This window comes from Pseudomonas cerasi, from assembly GCF_027983475.1.
GTDB classification, from domain to species: domain Bacteria; phylum Pseudomonadota; class Gammaproteobacteria; order Pseudomonadales; family Pseudomonadaceae; genus Aquipseudomonas; species Aquipseudomonas cerasi.
The window spans coordinates 136,917-154,595 of the sequence record NZ_JAQJVM010000005.1 but is presented as its reverse complement, the minus strand read 5'-3'; the positions used below and the strand labels follow the sequence as shown (position 1 = coordinate 154,595).

The 17,679-nt window shown below is 58.7% G+C and carries 17 protein-coding genes; 14 read left to right on the top strand and 3 right to left on the bottom strand.

What is annotated here, in order from left to right:
* Positions 1-18 precede the first annotated feature (18 nt).
* Positions 19-489, top strand: a complete 471-nt coding sequence (locus tag PI739_RS24585; protein WP_003435634.1) for a CreA family protein — start codon at positions 19-21, stop codon at positions 487-489.
* 202 nt (positions 490-691) lie between these two features.
* On the opposite strand, the gene rpsT is transcribed toward PI739_RS24585, so the two are convergent.
* Entirely contained in the window at positions 692-970 is a 279-nt protein-coding gene (gene rpsT, locus PI739_RS24580) for a 30S ribosomal protein S20 (protein ID WP_003344603.1), read from the bottom strand.
* A gap of 250 nt (positions 971-1,220) precedes the next feature.
* Between rpsT and murJ the strand changes: the two genes are divergently transcribed.
* The 6 genes from murJ to ispH all read left to right on the top strand — a co-directional run bounded on the left by murJ (position 1,221) and on the right by ispH (position 8,644).
* Positions 1,221-2,759 carry a murein biosynthesis integral membrane protein MurJ gene (gene murJ / locus PI739_RS24575; protein WP_003371103.1) on the top strand — a complete coding sequence of 513 codons (1,539 nt, stop codon included), beginning with the start codon at positions 1,221-1,223 and terminating at the stop codon, positions 2,757-2,759.
* Positions 2,760-2,891: 132 nt separating this feature from the next.
* The gene (gene ribF, locus PI739_RS24570; protein ID WP_003371105.1) at positions 2,892-3,818 is read left to right on the top strand and encodes a bifunctional riboflavin kinase/FAD synthetase; all 927 of its coding nucleotides are present in this window, start codon (positions 2,892-2,894) and stop codon (positions 3,816-3,818) included.
* 20 nt (positions 3,819-3,838) lie between these two features.
* Entirely contained in the window at positions 3,839-6,670 is a 2,832-nt protein-coding gene (gene ileS / locus PI739_RS24565) for an isoleucine--tRNA ligase (protein WP_003435638.1), read from the top strand.
* Positions 6,663-7,169, top strand: coding sequence for a signal peptidase II (gene lspA, locus PI739_RS24560; RefSeq protein WP_003371110.1), 507 nt, complete (start codon positions 6,663-6,665; stop codon positions 7,167-7,169). Before ileS ends, lspA begins: the two co-directional genes overlap by 8 nt.
* Entirely contained in the window at positions 7,162-7,638 is a 477-nt protein-coding gene (locus PI739_RS24555; protein ID WP_003371112.1) for an FKBP-type peptidyl-prolyl cis-trans isomerase, read from the top strand. Before lspA ends, PI739_RS24555 begins: the two co-directional genes overlap by 8 nt.
* A 58-nt stretch (positions 7,639-7,696) precedes the next feature.
* Complete coding sequence (gene ispH / locus PI739_RS24550) at positions 7,697-8,644, top strand: 4-hydroxy-3-methylbut-2-enyl diphosphate reductase (protein ID WP_003371115.1); 948 nt, start codon at positions 7,697-7,699, stop codon at positions 8,642-8,644.
* 6 nt (positions 8,645-8,650) lie between these two features.
* Here ispH and PI739_RS24545 read toward each other — a convergent pair whose 3' ends face one another.
* Positions 8,651-9,151, bottom strand: a complete 501-nt coding sequence (locus tag PI739_RS24545) for a GspH/FimT family pseudopilin (protein ID WP_003371117.1) — start codon at positions 9,149-9,151, stop codon at positions 8,651-8,653.
* Between the two features lie 131 nt (positions 9,152-9,282).
* On the opposite strand from PI739_RS24545, the gene PI739_RS24540 reads away from it, so the two are divergent.
* From PI739_RS24540 to thiO, 7 genes are read left to right on the top strand one after another with little or no spacing between them, the layout of a single operon-like run.
* Positions 9,283-9,756, top strand: coding sequence for a GspH/FimT family pseudopilin (locus tag PI739_RS24540; protein ID WP_003371119.1), 474 nt, complete (start codon positions 9,283-9,285; stop codon positions 9,754-9,756).
* Complete coding sequence (gene pilV / locus PI739_RS24535; protein ID WP_054082202.1) at positions 9,756-10,271, top strand: type IV pilus modification protein PilV; 516 nt, start codon at positions 9,756-9,758, stop codon at positions 10,269-10,271. The genes PI739_RS24540 and pilV overlap by 1 nt, the downstream gene beginning before the upstream one ends.
* Complete coding sequence (locus tag PI739_RS24530; RefSeq protein ID WP_054082203.1) at positions 10,268-10,975, top strand: PilW family protein; 708 nt, start codon at positions 10,268-10,270, stop codon at positions 10,973-10,975. The genes pilV and PI739_RS24530 overlap by 4 nt, the downstream gene beginning before the upstream one ends.
* 11 nt (positions 10,976-10,986) lie before the next feature.
* The gene (locus tag PI739_RS24525; RefSeq protein ID WP_054082204.1) at positions 10,987-11,484 is read left to right on the top strand and encodes a pilus assembly PilX family protein; all 498 of its coding nucleotides are present in this window, start codon (positions 10,987-10,989) and stop codon (positions 11,482-11,484) included.
* On the top strand, positions 11,471-14,668 hold the full coding sequence (locus PI739_RS24520) for a pilus assembly protein (RefSeq protein ID WP_054082205.1): 3,198 nt from the start codon (positions 11,471-11,473) through the stop codon (positions 14,666-14,668). The genes PI739_RS24525 and PI739_RS24520 overlap by 14 nt, the downstream gene beginning before the upstream one ends.
* Positions 14,669-14,679: 11 nt before the next feature.
* On the top strand, positions 14,680-15,081 hold the full coding sequence (locus tag PI739_RS24515; protein WP_044310108.1) for a type IV pilin protein: 402 nt from the start codon (positions 14,680-14,682) through the stop codon (positions 15,079-15,081).
* 25 nt (positions 15,082-15,106) lie between these two features.
* Positions 15,107-16,210 carry a glycine oxidase ThiO gene (thiO, locus tag PI739_RS24510; protein WP_054082206.1) on the top strand — a complete coding sequence of 368 codons (1,104 nt, stop codon included), beginning with the start codon at positions 15,107-15,109 and terminating at the stop codon, positions 16,208-16,210.
* Positions 16,211-16,339: 129 nt separating this feature from the next.
* On the opposite strand, the gene PI739_RS24505 is transcribed toward thiO, so the two are convergent.
* Positions 16,340-17,677 carry a sigma-54-dependent transcriptional regulator gene (locus PI739_RS24505; RefSeq protein WP_044310107.1) on the bottom strand — a complete coding sequence of 446 codons (1,338 nt, stop codon included), beginning with the start codon at positions 17,675-17,677 and terminating at the stop codon, positions 16,340-16,342.
* Positions 17,678-17,679 lie beyond the last annotated feature (2 nt).

The following is a 17,679-nucleotide window of genomic DNA, read 5'->3' as shown; positions in this document are numbered from 1 at the left end:
CAAAAAAAGGACTATTTGATGCGTTTCATTAAAGGTTTATTAGCGGCCGCGTTGCTGATGCCGGTGCTGGTTTCGGCCGAAGAGATCGGTCAGGTGTCGACCGTGTTCAAGATGGTCGGGCCCAACGATCGAATTGTGGTCGAGGCGTTTGATGATCCCAAGGTGGACGGGGTGACGTGCTACCTGTCACGCGCCAAGACGGGTGGCGTGAGGGGCGGTCTGGGATTGGCCGAGGACCGTGCCGAGGCGTCTATCGCCTGTCGTCAGGTCGGGCCGATCCGTTTCAAGGAAACCCTCAAGGACGGCGACGAGGTGTTCAAGGAGCGTACCTCGCTGGTCTTCAAGACCATGCAGGTGGTGCGTTTCTTCGACAAGAAGCGCAATGCGCTGGTGTACCTGGTCTATAGCGACCGGGTCATCGAAGGCAGCCCGCAGAATGCCGTGACCGCCATTCCTATCCTGCCATGGACAACCGCGCCCGCGCCTTGATGTGGCTCAGGGGTGGACGCAGAGCGTCCAGAACGGCATGCCGATGCGGAGCGTCGCACGATAGTTGAATTATCGTTCCTCACGCTCCAGTGTGGGAATGCCTGTCGTGACGCTCTGCATCACAAGTTTCCGTTGCACCGGCTACTTTCCAGCAGGCAATAAAAAACCGACCCTGAGGTCGGTTTTTTAACAAGCGGGTCGCTTAGGCTGCAGCAGCAAGGCTCAGAGCCTTGATGTGACCGTTCAGACGACCTTTATGGCGAGCAGCCTTGTTCTTGTGGATGATGCCTTTATCGGCCATACGGTCGATAACAGGAACAGCCAGAACATAAGCGGCTTGCGCTTTTTCTGCGTCTTTTGCGTCGATGGCTTTAACTACATTCTTGATGTAGGTACGAACCATGGAACGCAGGCTGGCGTTGTGGCTGCGACGCTTCTCAGCCTGTTTTGCACGTTTTTTGGCGGAAGGTGTGTTGGCCACCGTCGAGCTCCTCGAAAGACTTTGTGAAATAGCAAACAAAATAGGCCGCGAATCATGCCGATGAGTTGAAGTCTTGTCAAGGGCAGTTAAGGTGTTCCGCTGAGTGGTTGCTACATTTGACTGGAGGATTTATTTCCGGCCTGTGACCTGTAAACTCGCGGCCTTTGCTTCGGGCATTTTTGCGGCGCGAAGTATTGCATAAATGGCTGGCTTTATCGCCCATCCTTTGCCGAGGCGCACAACTCTTTCAATGAATCTACTCAAGTCACTCGCCGCCGTCAGCTCTATCACCATGGTTTCCAGGGTTCTGGGCTTTGTTCGCGACACCATTATCGCGCGCACTTTCGGGGCCGGAATGGCCACGGATGCGTTCTTCATCGCCTTCAAACTGCCCAATCTGCTGCGCCGTATTTTCGCCGAGGGTGCCTTTTCCCAGGCATTCGTGCCGATCCTGGCCGAATACAAGAGCCAGCAGGGGGAGGAGGCGACGCGTACCTTCATTTCTTATGTCACCGGACTGCTGACCCTGGCGCTGGCGCTGGTGACGCTGCTCGGGGTGATCTTTGCGCCCTGGGTGATCTGGGCCACCGCGCCCGGCTTTGTCGACACCCCGGAGAAATTCGCGCTCACCTCGGACCTGCTGCGCGTGACCTTTCCTTATATATTGCTGATCTCCCTGTCCTCGATGGCCGGCGCGATCCTCAATACCTGGAACCGCTTCTCGGTGCCGGCGTTCGTGCCTACGCTGCTCAACGTCAGCATGATTTTCTTCGCGCTGTTCCTGACGCCGTATTTCGATCCGCCGGTCATGGCGCTGGGCTGGGCGGTTCTGGTCGGTGGCCTGCTGCAACTGCTTTACCAACTGCCGCACCTGAAAAAGATCGGCATGCTGGTGCTGCCGCGTCTGAATCTGCGCGACACCGGAGTATGGCGGGTAATGAAACAGATGCTGCCTGCCATCCTTGGCGTTTCTGTCAGTCAGATTTCTCTGATCATCAACACGATCTTTGCCTCGTTCCTCGTCGCCGGCTCGGTGTCATGGATGTACTACGCCGACCGCCTGATGGAGCTGCCTTCCGGCGTGCTGGGTGTGGCGCTGGGGACGATTCTGCTGCCGATACTGTCCAAAACCTACGCGCAGCGGGATCGCCAGGAGTACTCGCGGATTCTCGACTGGGGCCTGCGACTGTGTTTCGTGCTGGTTCTGCCTTGCACGCTGGCGCTGGGGCTGCTTGCCGAACCGTTGACCGTTTCGCTGTTTCAGTATGGTAAATTTGACTCGCTCGACGCGGCCATGACTCAGCGTGCGCTGGTCGCCTACTCGGTCGGGTTGCTGGGGATCATCCTGATCAAGGTGCTGGCCCCCGGTTTTTATGCTCAACAAAATATCCGCACCCCGGTGAAAATCGCGATCTTCACCCTCATAGTGACTCAATTGCTCAACCTGGCCTTCATCGTGCCCTTGCAGCATGCCGGTCTGGCGCTGGCGATCAGTGTGGGGGCGTGCATCAATGCCGGGTTGCTGTTCTGGCAGTTGCGCAAGCAGGATCTGTTTCAGCCGCAGCCTGGCTGGACGAAGTTCCTGTTCAAGCTGGTAATTGCCGTCGCGATGATGTCGGCGGTGCTGTTGGGGCTCATGCATGTCATGCCTGCATGGGACGAAGGTCATATGCTGGAGCGTTTTCTGCGTCTGGGTGCGCTGGTTGCAGCCGGCGTCGTGACCTATTTCGCCATGCTTCTTTTATTAGGCTTCCGCCTCAGGGATTTTGCCCGCAAAGCCATTATGTAGGGCGCGTCGCAGCGGTTGACCTTCGGTTTTTGTCGCCACACGCCGAGAACCTTCATCCGGTCTTGGTGTGTTGCCTGTCGTCCACGGCCGTGTGTGGTTATAATCGGCCACTTTATGAGCAAGAAGTGCGTTATGCAGCTGGTTAGAGGCCTTCACAACCTGCGCCCCGAACATCGGGGCTGCGTCGCCACGATTGGCAATTTCGACGGCGTTCATCGCGGCCACCAGGCTATCCTGGCGCGTCTGCGCGAGCGTGCCGTCGAATTGGGTGTGCCCAGTTGTGTGGTGATCTTCGAGCCGCAGCCGCGTGAGTTTTTTGCGCCCGAAACGGCGCCGGCCCGTCTGGCCCGTCTGCGTGACAAGCTCGAGCTGCTCAGTGCCGAAGGCGTTGACCGGGTACTTTGCCTGTCCTTCAATCAGCGTCTGTGCAAGCTCAGCGCGGCGAGTTTCGTCGAAACCGTGCTGATCGACGGTCTGGGTGTTCAACACCTTGAAGTGGGCGACGATTTTCGTTTTGGCTTCGACCGGGTCGGTGACTTCGACTTCCTGCAACAGGCCGGCACGACGTATGGTTTTACTGTAGAAGCGGCGCAGACCGTTGAAATAGATGGCATCCGGGTCAGCAGTACCAAGGTGCGCAAGGCGCTGGCTGCGTCGGACTTTGCCCTGGCCGAGCGCATGCTCGGTCGTCCGTTCCAGATCGCCGGGCGGGTATTGCACGGCCAGAAGCTGGCACGTCAGCTGGGTACGCCCACCGCCAACGTACAACTCAAGCGTCGTCGTGTACCGCTGAGCGGAGTCTATCTGGTCAGCACGGAGATCGATGGCAAAGCCTGGCCGGGGGTCGCCAACATCGGCGTACGCCCGACGGTAACGGGTGATGGCAGTGCCCACCTTGAAGTGCATCTTCTGGATTTTGCCGGCGATCTTTATGACCGGCGTTTGACGGTGGCTTTCCACCACAAGCTGCGTGATGAGCAGCGTTTCGCCTCACTGGAGGCGCTCAAGACGGCGATCAATGCGGACGTCGCCGCCGCCCGTGCCCATTGGCATGGCTAACCGCTAAACAAGAGCCTGAAATGACTGACTATAAAGCCACGCTAAACCTTCCGGACACCGCCTTCCCTATGAAGGCCGGCCTGCCCCAGCGCGAGCCGCAAACTCTGCAGCGCTGGGACAGCATTGGCCTGTACCAGAAGCTGCGCGAGATTGGCAAGGATCGTCCCAAGTTCGTTCTGCACGACGGTCCTCCGTACGCCAACGGCAATATTCACATCGGTCATGCGGTCAACAAGATTCTCAAGGACATGATCCTGCGCTCCAAGACCCTGGCTGGCTTCGATGCCCCGTATGTGCCGGGCTGGGACTGCCATGGTCTGCCGATCGAGCACAAGGTCGAAGTGACCCACGGCAAGAACCTCTCCGCAGACCGTACGCGTGAGCTGTGCCGCGCCTATGCGTCCGAGCAGATCGAAGGCCAGAAGTCCGAATTCATCCGTCTGGGCGTGCTGGGCGACTGGAGCAATCCGTACCTGACCATGAACTTCGCCAACGAAGCCGGAGAAATCCGCGCGCTGGCCGAGATGGTCAAGGGCGGTTTCGTCTTCAAGGGCCTCAAGCCGGTCAACTGGTGCTTCGATTGCGGCTCGGCACTGGCTGAAGCCGAAGTCGAGTATCAGGACAAGAAGTCCTCGACCATCGACGTGGCGTTCCCGATCGCCGACGAAGCAAAACTGGCAGCTGCATTCGGCGTGCCGTCGCTGGGCAAGCCTGCGTCCATCGTGATCTGGACCACCACACCGTGGACGATCCCGGCCAACCAGGCGCTGAACGTCCACCCTGAATTCGAATACGCGCTGGTCGATGTCGGCGACAAACTGCTGGTACTGGCCGCCGAACTGGTCGAGAGCTGTCTGGCCCGTTACAAGCTGGAAGGCACCGTCATCGCGACCACCACCGGTCAGGCGCTTGAGCTGATCAACTTCCGCCATCCGTTCTACGATCGCCTGTCGCCAGTCTATCTGGCTGACTACGTCGAACTGGGTGCGGGCACGGGGATCGTTCACTGCTCGCCTGCCTATGGCGTAGACGACTTCACTATCTGCAAACAATATGGCCTGAGCAACGACGACATCATCAGTCCGGTGCAGAGCAACGGTGTGTATGTCGAGTCGCTGGAGTTCTTCGGTGGCCAATTCATCTTCAAGGCCAACCAGAACATCATCGACAAGCTGGTCGAAGTCGGCAGCCTGATGGACACCGAAACCATCAGCCACAGCTACATGCACTGCTGGCGCCACAAGTCGCCCTTGATCTACCGCGCCACGGCGCAGTGGTTCGTGGGCATGGACAAGCAGCCTGAAAGCGGCGAGACCCTGCGCAAGCGTGCGGTCAAGGCCATCGAAGACACTGAATTCGTTCCGGCATGGGGGCAGGCGCGCCTGCACTCGATGATCGCCAACCGTCCTGACTGGTGCATCTCGCGTCAGCGCAACTGGGGCGTGCCGATTCCGTTCTTCCTGCACAAGGAAAGCGGCGACCTGCACCCACGTACCGTCGAGCTGATGGAAGAAGTGGCGCAGCGTGTCGAGAAAGAGGGCATCGAGGCCTGGTTCAAGCTCGACGCCAGCGAGTTGCTCGGTGACGAAGCCGGCAAGTACGACAAGATCTCCGACACCCTGGACGTCTGGTTCGACTCGGGCACCACGCACTGGCATGTGCTGCGCGGCTCGCACCCGATGGGCCATGAAAGCGGTCCGCGTGCCGACCTGTACCTGGAAGGCTCGGACCAGCATCGCGGCTGGTTCCACTCCTCACTGCTGACCGGTTGCATGCTGGACGATCACGCACCGTATCGCGAGCTGCTGACCCACGGCTTTGTGGTCGACGAGAACGGCCGCAAGATGTCTAAATCGCTGAACAACGTGGTAGCACCGCAGAAGGTCAACGACTCGCTGGGTGCCGACATCATGCGTCTGTGGGTATCGGCAACCGATTATTCCGGCGAGATGGCGGTTTCCGACCAGATCCTGCAGCGCAGCGCCGACGCCTACCGTCGTATCCGCAACACTGCACGCTTCCTGCTCTCCAACCTGACGGGCTTCAACCCGGCGACCGATATCCTGCCTGCCGAGGAAATGCTCGCGCTGGACCGTTGGGCCGTGGATCGCACCCTGCTGCTGCAACGCGAGCTGCAAGAGCATTACGGCGAATACCGCTTCTGGAACGTGTACTCGAAGATCCACAACTTCTGCGTGCAGGAGCTGGGTGGTTTCTACCTCGACATCATCAAGGATCGTCAGTACACCACGGCGGCCAACAGCACCGCGCGTCGTTCATGCCAGACGGCACTGTTCCACATCTCCGAAGCGCTGGTGCGCTGGATCGCGCCGATCCTGGCGTTCACCGCCGACGAGCTGTGGCAGTTCCTGCCCGGCGAGCGCAATGAATCGGTGATGCTCAACACCTGGTACGAAGGCCTGACCGAAATGCCTGCCGACTTTGACATGGACCGCGCCTACTGGGAGCGGATCATGGCGGTGAAGACCTCGGTCAACAAGGAAATGGAAAACCTGCGCGCTGCCAAGGCCATTGGCGGCAACCTGCAGGCTGAAGTGACCCTGTATGCCGAGGAGTCGCTGGTGGCTGACCTGTCGAAACTGAGCAACGAGCTGCGCTTCGTGCTGATCACCTCGACAGCCAGTGTGGCGCCGCTCGCGTCCGCGCCAGCCGATGCCGTGGTCACCGAAGTTGCCGGCCTGAAACTGAAAGTGCTCAAGTCCAGTCATGCCAAATGCGCCCGTTGCTGGCACCACCGCGAGGATGTAGGGGTAAACCCCGAGCATCCGGAAATCTGCGGTCGTTGCGTAGACAACATCAGCGGTGCAGGCGAGGTTCGTCACTATGCCTAACGCCTCGTTTGGCCGTCTGGCCTGGCTGTGGTTGAGCGTGCTGGTTCTGGTCATTGACCAGGCCAGCAAGTATTACTTCGAGAACGCATTGACCCTGTACCAGCAGATCATCGTGATTCCGGATCTGTTCAGCTGGACCCTGGCCTACAACACCGGTGCCGCCTTCAGTTTTCTGGCTGATGGTGCCGGCTGGCAGCGCTGGTTGTTCGCCCTGATCGCAGTGGTGGTCAGCGCTGTGCTGGTCGTCTGGCTCAAGCGTCTGGGGCGTGACGACACGTGGCTGGCCGTTGCACTGGCGCTGGTACTGGGCGGCGCACTGGGCAACCTCTACGACCGTATCGTGCTGGGCCACGTGATCGACTTCATTCTGGTTCACTGGCAGAACCGCTGGTACTTCCCGGCGTTCAACGTCGCGGACAGTGCGATCACCGTCGGGGCAATCATGCTGGCGCTGGACATGTTCAAGAGCAAGAAAACCGGAGAGACCGTCAATGACTGAGCAATCTTCGACTCAAGGCTCGTCCAACGAGCTGCGCATCGGTCAGAATACGCAGGTCACTCTGCACTTCGCCCTGCGTCTGGAAAACGGCGATACCGTCGACAGCACCTTCGAAAAGGCCCCGGCCACCTTCAAGGTCGGTGATGGCAACCTGCTGCCAGGCTTCGAAATGGCGATTTTCGGCTTCAAGGCGGGTGACCGAAAGACCGTCGAGATTCTGCCGGAAAACGCCTTTGGTCAGCCCAACCCACAAAACGTGCAGATCATGCCACGCTCGCAGTTCGTGGGCATGGAACTGTCCGAAGGGTTGCTGGTGATCTTCAATGACGCCGCCAATACCGAGTTGCCCGGCGTGGTGAAAGCATTCGATGATGATCAGGTCACCATTGACTTCAATCACCCGCTGGCAGGCAAGACTCTGAGCTTTGAAGTGGAAATCTTCGAAGTGAAGGCGATTCTGGCTTCCTGACCTTCGCCGTCTAGCCCGGCCCAGGCCGGGCTACCCCGTACCAACCATGAGGCACTGCATGCAAATCAAACTCGCCAACCCCCGCGGCTTTTGTGCCGGAGTGGACCGCGCGATCGAAATCGTCAATCGCGCTCTGGAAGTGTTTGGTCCGCCGATTTATGTGCGCCATGAAGTTGTTCACAACAAATTTGTCGTCGAAGACCTGCGCTCTCGCGGTGCTATCTTCGTCGAAGAGCTGGATCAGGTGCCGGACGACGTCATCGTTATCTTCAGCGCCCACGGTGTCTCCCAGGCTGTGCGTACCGAAGCTGCAGGCCGTGGTCTGAAAGTGTTCGATGCTACCTGTCCGCTGGTGACCAAGGTACATATCGAGGTCGCCCGTTACAGCCGCGACGGCCGCGAGTGCATCCTGATCGGCCACGCCGGTCACCCGGAAGTCGAAGGCACCATGGGCCAGTACGATGCCGCCAATGGTGGTGCGATCTATCTGGTCGAGGACGAAGAGGATGTTGCCAGCCTGCAGGTGCGCAACCCTGAAGCCCTGGCCTTTGTGACCCAGACCACCTTGTCCATGGATGACACCAGCCGGGTGATCGATGCCTTGCGCAAGCGCTTTCCGGCCATTGGCGGGCCGCGCAAGGACGACATCTGCTACGCCACGCAAAACCGTCAGGACGCGGTCAAGCAACTGGCCGATGAGTGCGATGTGGTGTTGGTGGTGGGCAGCCCGAACAGCTCCAACTCCAATCGCCTGCGCGAGCTGGCCGAGCGCATGGCGACTCCGGCCTACCTCATCGACGGCGCCGAAGACATGCAACAGGACTGGTTCGACGGTGTAGAGCGTATCGGCATCACTGCGGGCGCTTCGGCCCCCGAAGTGCTGGTGCGCGGCGTGATCCAGCAATTGCAGGCCTGGGGCGCGACCGGTGCGGATGAGCTTGCCGGCCGCGAGGAGAACATCACCTTCTCCATGCCCAAGGAATTGCGCGTCAAGTCGCTGCTCTGAGGCTATTCAGCCACACAGCGCTGCATCGATTTTCGTGTCCTCGACCCTCACGCGGCCGGCCGGTGCGACTATCACTCGATAGTTGCTCACCGGCTGGTCTGCAGAGCAAATGTGCAACGTCCTGGCGGTTCTGCGCCGTAACGTCCCCAAACCGTTGAAACTGATTTCCTCTACACGCTTGCGGTTATCGACCACTCGCGTTGTGCCGCCATTGGCGCGTTCGATCAGCACCGGATCGTTTTCGTCGGGACCTTTGCCATCTGCGTCGAGTATGATCCGCCAGCCGTTGCTCCAGTCGTTCTCGATGGCATGAAGCGTAACGATCTGGTTGCGTGTGATTGCGGCCGCTCTCGCCGAACGAATGCCGCTGGCCAGCTCCCGGGCGGTCGCAAGGCCTCGGCTGGAATCAATGAGTTCCTTGAAAGAGGGGGTTGCGACGTTGGCCAGGATGGCCACCAGTGCAACGACGATCAATAATTCGATCAGTGTGAATCCTGCATGCTTCATATGCTTTCCTCCCTGGAAACCGCCGTTTCAACACACTGCGGGCGTTCGTCGTCGCAAAACAACCGTACGTCCCGCTATGGATTTTCCAGCGGCGTTGCTGCCTTATAGTCGTAACGTCTAGGAGACACTCAATGCGTCATATAGCCAAGGGATTCAGCCTCATCGAATTGTTAGTCACTGTGTCCCTGGTGGGCATCCTGGCGGCTATCGCTATCCCGAATTTCACCAGCTCCATCCAGAGCAACAAGGCCGATACCGAACTCAGCGATTTGCAGCGGGCGCTCAACTATGCGCGACTCGAGGCGATAAACAGGGGAGTGGCGGTGCGTATAGCGCCGACCAGCGGGACGGCGTGGACCAACGAATTGCAGGTGTATCTGGTTTCCGATACTCAGACGACGCCCACTGCGCTGCGAAAAGTAGCGGCCATGAGCAGCGGCGCCACGCTGGTGGCCGATAACAATGCCACAGCAATTGATTTCAACAACCTGGGCGCGCTCATTGCCCCGGCTGCGGCGGTGACCATGACTTACACCCGAGGCACCATTAGCAAAACCATAAAGGTCTGTCTGACCGGTCGTATCACCTTGGGTGGAGGCTGCTAATGGCTGGTGAAACCCGATATCGCCAGACCGGTATGACCTTGATCGAGGTACTGGTCTCGGTATTGATTCTGGCCATCGGCCTGCTGGGCGCCGCGGCCATTCAGCTCAACGCGCTCAAGTACACCGACAGCGCGACCATGAGCAGTCAGGCGAGCTTCATTGCTTACGACATGATGGACCGCATCCGTGCCAATGTTGATGGTAATGCCAGTGCCAATGGGTCGACCAATGTACTGGCGACTTATGCCTTGGCGAATCTGGATGCGGCGCCAGCGGCCAATCCGAACGATGCCAGAGCGCAGGATCTCTCTGATTTCAGAGGCAACATCATCAACTTTGCAGGCTCGAGCGGTACCGGCAGCATTGATATCACCGGAGCTCCTGAAGTGACCATTAACATCGGCTGGAGCGACACAAGGGCTGCGGGATCGAGCAATCAGGCAACCGGGAACACGACCGGCAGCCCGACCAACCGGAGTTTTACACTGACCTCGCGGATCGGGGTCAACCCATGAGAAAGCTTTCCAGAGGCTTCGGTCTGGTCGAAATCATGGTGGCGCTGGTCCTGGGGCTGGTGGTCAGCCTGGGTATCGTGCAGATATTCACGGCTGCCAGAGGCACCTACCAGAGCCAGAATGCCGCAGCGCGGATGCAGGAGGATGCGCGTTTCCTGCTGAGCAAACTGATTCAGGAAATCAGGATGACCGGCATGTATGGCTGCCTGAGCTTCAAAAACTACACGCCTGTATCTCCTGCTATCCCGTGGCCGATTGCACTGGATACTCCAATTCTCTGGGATAATCCGAGCAGGACGCTGACGCTGGTGACTGCCGACGTGGGGACCACAGGCAGTACGCCCACCTGGACCATCGTTTCAGACTGTCAGTCCAAGACGCAGCTTTACGCCAGTACTCGTGCGCCAGATGCGGGGCAGACGGCCTTTCCGTTGCGGCAGTTGGTCTACACGCTCAGTGGAACAGACTTGACCATAAAATATGGCACGGACGGCACTCCGCAGCCGCTGTTGCAGAACGTCGCGGACTTCAGTGTTTCTTTCGGCATGACGGGTAACCCGATGTCCTATACCACGGCTGTTACCAAGGCCAACGCCGACGCTGTGCGCAGTGTGCGTATCAGCCTGACGCTGCAGGATGGGCAGAACGGCATCGTCAAGCCTCAGCAGTACAACGTTGTCGCTTACTTGCGTAATCGCTTTTGAACGGGCCGGGCATGAACAGGATCGTGCGATTCAAATCGATACAGGCTTTCCCTGCACGGCAGGGCGGTATGGTGTTGCTGGTCAGTCTGGTGTTTCTGCTGCTGCTCACTCTGCTGGGTATCTCTTCCATGCAGAACGCCACGCTGCAGGAAAAGATGGCGGGAAGCGTCACCCTGCGCAATCAATCCTTCCAGAAGGCCGAAGCGGCATTAAGGCTGGGAGAGTCTTCGATCAAGATGACGGGCTTTACCATGGCCAAGTGTACAACTGCATCTTGTGCACCGCCTGTGGAATCCACTTCTTTGACGACGGCTGGGGTAGGAGCATCCGGGGTTAATTGGATCGCTGCGGCAGGCGGTTTCTACGGTATACAGAATCTGGGGACCACTGCGACACCTGTGAATCGGCCACCGATCTGTACCGGGACAGTAACGCTCTATCGCGTGACATCAGTCGCTATTCAAGGCACGTCGCGCACGGTGCTGGAGAGTATTTATGCCAATTGCTGAGAAACTCCGTCGCAGCCTGAAGTATCTCGGCGGTGCGCTTTTGGCTTTTTATGCCCTTACGCCCGTGTATGCGTTTACGCCAGCACAAGTACCGTTGCTCAGTGCGTCGGCCGTGCCGCCTAACCTGATGCTGCTGGTGGATAACTCCGGGAGTATGTACAACATCATCTGGGCCGCCGGCTTTGATCCGACGGTGACCAATCGTCCGTCGATTATCTATGCGCAGCCAGGGTCATGCGGTGTTTTTAACTGCAGAGGCGTCTCCATTCAGGGCGACGACACGCTCTCGCTGGACTCTGCCGGGCCTTACACGTGCAGAAGCGACTACACCTACGTTGCGCGTGACAACGTGGGTTACTGCCTGAAATTGCCCGATCCGGCCGGCAACGAGAGCACCACTCGCTACACTGCAGATTACCTCTCTTATCTGGTTGACCTGACGCGGGCCGCCAACACCACTACCAAAGACTTCACCGTCAATAACATCATTCCCAACGATTACCGTATCAATGTCGCGCGCAACGTTTCATTGAACCTCGTTGCCAACAACAAATCCCTGAGAATCGGTCTGGCCGGGTTCAACCCGCCGACCAACGCTGATCCCGGGCGTGGAGGGAAGATTTCCAGACCTGTTGCAGACCTGTCCCCTGTCGCCAGTAACCCTTACAACAACGGCGGTGTCAGCCAGGCTGATGCAAACGATAATGTCACTGCCCTCAATGCGGCCATCAATGCACTGCGAGGCGACTCCAATACGCCGTTGGCCGAAACGTATTATGAGATAACCCGCTACTTTCGGGGCATGACCCCGTATTACGGTTATAGCGGGGCACCGACGACCTACACCAGCCCTATACAGTACCGGTGCCAGAAAAACTTTGGCGTGGTGATTACTGACGGCTTGCCGACATACGATCGGACGTTCCCGACCAACGATCCGGAGGATGTACTCAATACCTCCCGCTCACTGCCCAATTGGGACTTGAATGCGGCCAATGACGGGGCCAATCTTAATGGTGATGGTGAGGGCGATACGCTTTATCTGGACGACCTCGCCAAGTTCGCCTATGACATCGACATGCGAAGAGCGAGCAGTACACCTGCCACTGACCTGACCAAGAAGAGTTGGGACACCGACGGCTTCTCTCAACAGAACATGACTACCTACACCATTGGTTTCACCGCCGCCAACCAGATGCTGATAGACGCTGCTGACAATAATCATGGGCACGGCAAGTATTTCCAGACCAATGACAGCGCCGGTTTGAACAACGCCTTGAACCTCGCATTGAGCGATATCTATGCCAAGGCCGGTTCGGGCGGCGGTGGCGTGGCAAACTCGTCCACCCTTCAGGCGGGCAGCCGCTTCTACCAGACGCTTTATGACCCGACGGACTGGCATGGCACGATCAAGGCTTACAATCTGGACGCTACGACAGGAGCGCTGAGCGCCCCTGTCTGGTCCACCGATACCACGATCACCAGCAGCACCAAGGCGCCTGTGTTCGAGTCATGGAGCACAGCGGCGACACCGACGAAAATCACCCTGGATTTTCTGAATTTCACGCAGGCGCAACGCGATGCCTTTACCGCTACGCTGCCGAGCGGAGTGACCGGCGCGGAGGTTATTGCCTGGGCCAAAGGCACGGCCAATGCCAAGCTTCGTACTCGTGCCACGCTCTTGGGCGATATCGTCAATTCATCATTGGGTGCCGGGCTGCCGACAGAGAAGACGGCGTCTGATTTGCTTGGCGACACCACTTACACGACGTACCTTTCTGCCAAGTCCAGCAACATGAGTTCCAGTCTGCTGGCCAACGCCAACGATGGCTTCTTCAATGTGATCGACGCCAGCTCCGGTGCGCGTAAATACGCGTATATGCCGTCCACGTCTCTGAGTTCATTGGCGACCATTTCATCCTCTTCCTACGGTTCCGGCGTTCACCGTTTCACGGTGGATGGTCAGATTGCAGTCTTCGATACGCAGGCATCCGCAGGGAGTGTATGGCGCACGGTGGCGTATTCCGGGCTGGGCGCTGGCGGCAAGGCTTTTTTTGCGATCAAGCTTTTCGAAGGTTCGGCAGACAGCATCGGGGCATTGTGGGAGGTCAAGGCTCCCGACACTTCAGACGCCAACAACAAGTTCAACAACCTTGGATACACCTACTCCAAGCCGGATGTAGCACGTATGGCCGATGGCACCGGGATCGTTGTTGTGGGCAACGGTTACGGCAGTTTTACCGGGAGGGCGTCTCTGTATGTACTCAACGCCAACACCGGACAGTTCATTGCCGAAATTCCGACTCCGGTCACTGGCAGCGAAACGGATAACGGGTTGTCTTCGGTGAAACTTCGGGTCAATTCGCAGAATGTCGTTCAAGCAGCCTATGCGGGCGATCTCAAGGGGCGCCTGTGGAAGTTCGACATGAGCGGGGCCGCAGCATCCAGCTGGAAAGTCGCTTTCAATGGCTCACCCCTGTTCACTGCACCTCAAGGCGCCAGTCAGTCGATTACCGTTCAGCCCTTGTTGCTGGACCATCCACTCAACGGCAAGATCGTGTATTTCGGCACCGGAAAATTCAGCGAAACCGCGGACAAGCAGACCAGCTCGCTGCAGGATTTCTATGCCATCTGGGATGGCGACAACGGTTCAGGCAACATCGTTGAGGCCAATCTGCAGCCCCAGGCCATTAACGGGACGGTAGTCGGAAGTGGCAATACGTATTACACCACGACTTCCAATGATGTGGATTGGGGCACCAAGAAAGGCTGGTACCTGCCGTTGGCAACCACGGCCCCCTATGTCGGCGAGCGGATTATCTATCCGGCACAAACCTCTCGCGGTCGTATCATCTTCACCACGGCAGCCGTCAACTCTACCGACCCTTGCGAAAGCACCGGGACCGGGCGCTTGTTCGAGCTGAACGCCGCGACTGGCAGCATGCTTAATTACCAGGTACTGGATACCAACAATGACGGCGATATCAACTCTTCGGATTTGATCATTGGCGGTCTCGGTATCGGTACCGGTATCCCGGTAGTGGCTTCTATCGTTGCCGGTACCAATGGGGCCAACGATAACAAGTACGTGATTGACTCCAGCGGCGGCCCGCCCACCAAGATTACTGAGAAGGGCGGTAGCGCTAACGTCTTCCAGCGCATCATGTGGCGACAAATCCAATAGGGAAACTAGACATGCGAGTGACATCCAGGGGCTTTACGTTGATCGAACTCATGATCGTCGTGGCGATTGTCGGTATTCTGGCGGCCATCGCGTACCCCAGTTACACCGAATACGTGAAGCGCACCCAGCGGTCGGCGATTGCCAGCCTGCTGTCTGAGCAAAGCCAGGCGCTGGAGCGGTTTTATTCGCAGAAGGGAAATTACTCGGATTACAAAGGAGTATCTGGTGGCAATACGTACTACAGGATAACGCTGACCCCAACTGCCACCGACTTCACCCTGACAGCTGACCCTCTCGCAGGCACGCTGATGGCTGGCGACAAGTGTGGCAGTTTCGTGATTACTAACACGGGGGCGCGTACCAACACGGGCGCAACCAGCGGCGTCACTGCCAAAGATTGTTGGGGCCGCTAAACCGTTTCCTTGTCACGAGACCAAGATGTCCAAGCAGAAAGTAGTCATCGTAGGCGGTGGCGTCATAGGTCTGCTGACCGCCTTCAATCTCGCCTCCGAGCAGGTCAGCGTCGTGCTGCTGGATCGTTCGGGCGTTGGCCAGGAGTCTTCCTGGGCAGGCGGCGGGATTGTCTCGCCGCTTTACCCGTGGCGCTACAGCACTGCGGTCACCGCGCTGGCGCATTGGTCGCAGGACTTCTACCCGCACCTCGCCGAGCGTTTGCTCGCACAGACCGGCATTGACCCTGAAGTGCACAGGACTGGCCTGTACTGGCTCGATCTTGATGACGAGCAGTCTGCGCTTGAATGGGCTGCCCGCGAAAAACGTTCGTTGAACCGCGTGGATATCTCGGCGGTGAATGATGCCGTGCCGGTGCTGGGTGAGGGCTATTCGCGGGCGATCTATATGGCCGATGTGGCCAACGTACGTAATCCCCGTCTGGTCAAATCGCTCAAGGCCGCCTTGCTGGCATTGCCCAATGTCGAGATTCGCGAGCACTGTGAAGTCAGCGGCTTTACCCGTGAAGGCAGCAGGATTTCGGGTGTGCAGACATCTGCAGGGGATATCACCGGTGATCGGGTGATTCTGGCGGCGGGTGCGTGGAGCGGCGAGTTGCTCAAGACCCTGAGTCTGGAACTGCCGGTCGAGCCGGTAAAAGGCCAGATGATTCTCTACAAGTGTGCATCGGACTTTCTGTCGAGCATGGTGCTGGCGAAAGGGCGCTACGCGATCCCGCGTCGTGATGGGCATATCCTGATCGGCAGCACCCTGGAGCATGAAGGGTTCGACAAAACCACCTCGCAGGCCGCATTGGAAAGTTTGAAGGCGTCGGCCGTCGAATTGCTTCCGCCATTGGCCCACGCCGAGCCCGTCGCCCAATGGGCAGGCCTGCGCCCTGGTTCGCCTGAGGGCATCCCGTTCATTGGCCCGCTGGAAGGTTTTGACGGCCTGTGGCTCAACTGCGGGCATTACCGCAACGGTCTGGTGCTGGCTCCGGCGTCTTGCCAGTTGATCACTGACCTGCTGCTGGACCGCGAGCCCATCATTGACCCTGCACCCTACGCGCCTGCGGGGCGCCTGGCAGGCTAGCCATCCTTTCGGTCATGCGGAGCGTGGGGCACGATGGTGTTCTCTCGCGCACCTATCGTTCCGCACGCTCCCGCGTGGGAACGCCTTTCGTGACGCTCTGCGTCACACGTTTTTCGCCGCGCAACGCATTCAATCCAGGCCCAGCTTCTTCAGGCGATAGCGCAGTGACCTGAACGACAAACTGAGCCTTTCTGCCGCCGCAGTGCGATTCCAGCGTGTTTCTTCCAGTGCCTGCAGGATGAGCTGGCGTTCGATGCTTTCCAGGTAGTCTTCAAGGTTGTCGATGTCGGCCAGGCTCGGGCCGTCGCTCTCCTGAGGGCTGGCGGACTCTGTCAGGCGCAGGTCGCTGGCGTGGATTTCATCGTTCTCGCACAGCGTGTAGGCGCGCTCCAGCATGTTTTCCAGTTCGCGCACGTTACCGGGGAAGCGGTAGCTCTTCAGCGTTTCCAGCGCCTGCGCGTTCAGGCGTGCGACGGGTTGTGCGCCGTTCCCGGCAAGGCGCTTGAGCACGCTGGCTGCCAGTTGGTCGATATCCTCACGGCGCTCGCGCAATGGGGGCACGCGCACTTCGATCACGTTCAATCGGTAATAAAGATCCTGACGAAACCGACCGGCCGCGACCTCTGCATTCAGGTTCTTGTGGGTGGCACACAGAATACGTACGTCGACAATCTGCTCTTGCTGGCCGCCGACGCTGCGGATGGATTTTTCCTGAATGGCGCGCAGCAGTTTGACCTGCATGGCCAGCGGCAGGTCGGCGACCTCATCGAGAAACAGCGTGCCGGTGTGCGCCGCCTGAAACAGACCGGGCTTGTCTTCGTGGGCACCGCTGAAGCTGCCTTTGCGATGACCGAAGAATTCGCTTTCCATCAGCTCGGAAGGAATGGCGCCGCAGTTCACCGGTATGAAAGGTTTGTCGATGCGCGGACCCTGCTCGTGGATCAGACGCGCTACAAGCTCCTTGCCGCTGCCCGACTCGCCGCTGATGTAGATCGGCGCCTGGCTGCGGGCCAGCTTGCCGATCTGATTGCGCAAGGTACGCATTGCCAGCGAGTCGCCCAGCAGGCGGTTGTCGATGCTTCGCGTCGGTGGTGCGCCGGGCAGGCTCAGCGCGCTATTGACCAGCTCGCGCAACCTGCCGAGGTCGACCGGCTTGGTCACAAAGTCGAAAGCCCCGGCCTTCAGCGCGTTGATCGCCGTGTCCAGATTGCCGTGGGCAGTGATCATCGCCACCGGCACGTGGGGGTAGCCGTGCTGTATGTGTTGCACCAGCTCAAGGCCATTACCGTCAGGCAAACGCATGTCGGTCAGGCACATGTCGAACGGTTCGCGGGCCAGCCAGTCGTGCGCTTCGGCGACGTTACGGGCACTGCGGGTGTCGAGTTTCATGCGCCCCAGCGTGATCTCCAGGAGTTCGCGAATATCCGGCTCATCATCGACTATCAGGATTTTTTGCCGTTGGGTCATGC

Bases quoted from the DNA above. Each gene is read 5' to 3' on its own strand.
- PI739_RS24525 (WP_054082204.1), top strand. From the start codon at position 10,987: ATGAACAGGATCGTGCGATTCAAATCGATACAGGCTTTCCCTGCACGG.
- PI739_RS24555 (WP_003371112.1), top strand. From the start codon at position 7,162: ATGACTGAGCAATCTTCGACTCAAGGCTCGTCCAACGAGCTGCGCATC.
- ispH (WP_003371115.1), top strand. From the start codon at position 7,697: ATGCAAATCAAACTCGCCAACCCCCGCGGCTTTTGTGCCGGAGTGGAC.
- murJ (WP_003371103.1), top strand. From the start codon at position 1,221: ATGAATCTACTCAAGTCACTCGCCGCCGTCAGCTCTATCACCATGGTT.
- pilV (WP_054082202.1), top strand. From the start codon at position 9,756: ATGGCTGGTGAAACCCGATATCGCCAGACCGGTATGACCTTGATCGAG.
- PI739_RS24530 (WP_054082203.1), top strand. From the start codon at position 10,268: ATGAGAAAGCTTTCCAGAGGCTTCGGTCTGGTCGAAATCATGGTGGCG.
- PI739_RS24515 (WP_044310108.1), top strand. From the start codon at position 14,680: ATGCGAGTGACATCCAGGGGCTTTACGTTGATCGAACTCATGATCGTC.
- PI739_RS24585 (WP_003435634.1), top strand. From the start codon at position 19: ATGCGTTTCATTAAAGGTTTATTAGCGGCCGCGTTGCTGATGCCGGTG.
- lspA (WP_003371110.1), top strand. From the start codon at position 6,663: ATGCCTAACGCCTCGTTTGGCCGTCTGGCCTGGCTGTGGTTGAGCGTG.
- PI739_RS24540 (WP_003371119.1), top strand. From the start codon at position 9,283: ATGCGTCATATAGCCAAGGGATTCAGCCTCATCGAATTGTTAGTCACT.
- thiO (WP_054082206.1), top strand. From the start codon at position 15,107: ATGTCCAAGCAGAAAGTAGTCATCGTAGGCGGTGGCGTCATAGGTCTG.
- ileS (WP_003435638.1), top strand. From the start codon at position 3,839: ATGACTGACTATAAAGCCACGCTAAACCTTCCGGACACCGCCTTCCCT.
- PI739_RS24545 (WP_003371117.1), bottom strand. From the start codon at position 9,151: ATGAAGCATGCAGGATTCACACTGATCGAATTATTGATCGTCGTTGCA.
- PI739_RS24505 (WP_044310107.1), bottom strand. From the start codon at position 17,677: ATGACCCAACGGCAAAAAATCCTGATAGTCGATGATGAGCCGGATATT.
- PI739_RS24520 (WP_054082205.1), top strand. From the start codon at position 11,471: ATGCCAATTGCTGAGAAACTCCGTCGCAGCCTGAAGTATCTCGGCGGT.
- ribF (WP_003371105.1), top strand. From the start codon at position 2,892: ATGCAGCTGGTTAGAGGCCTTCACAACCTGCGCCCCGAACATCGGGGC.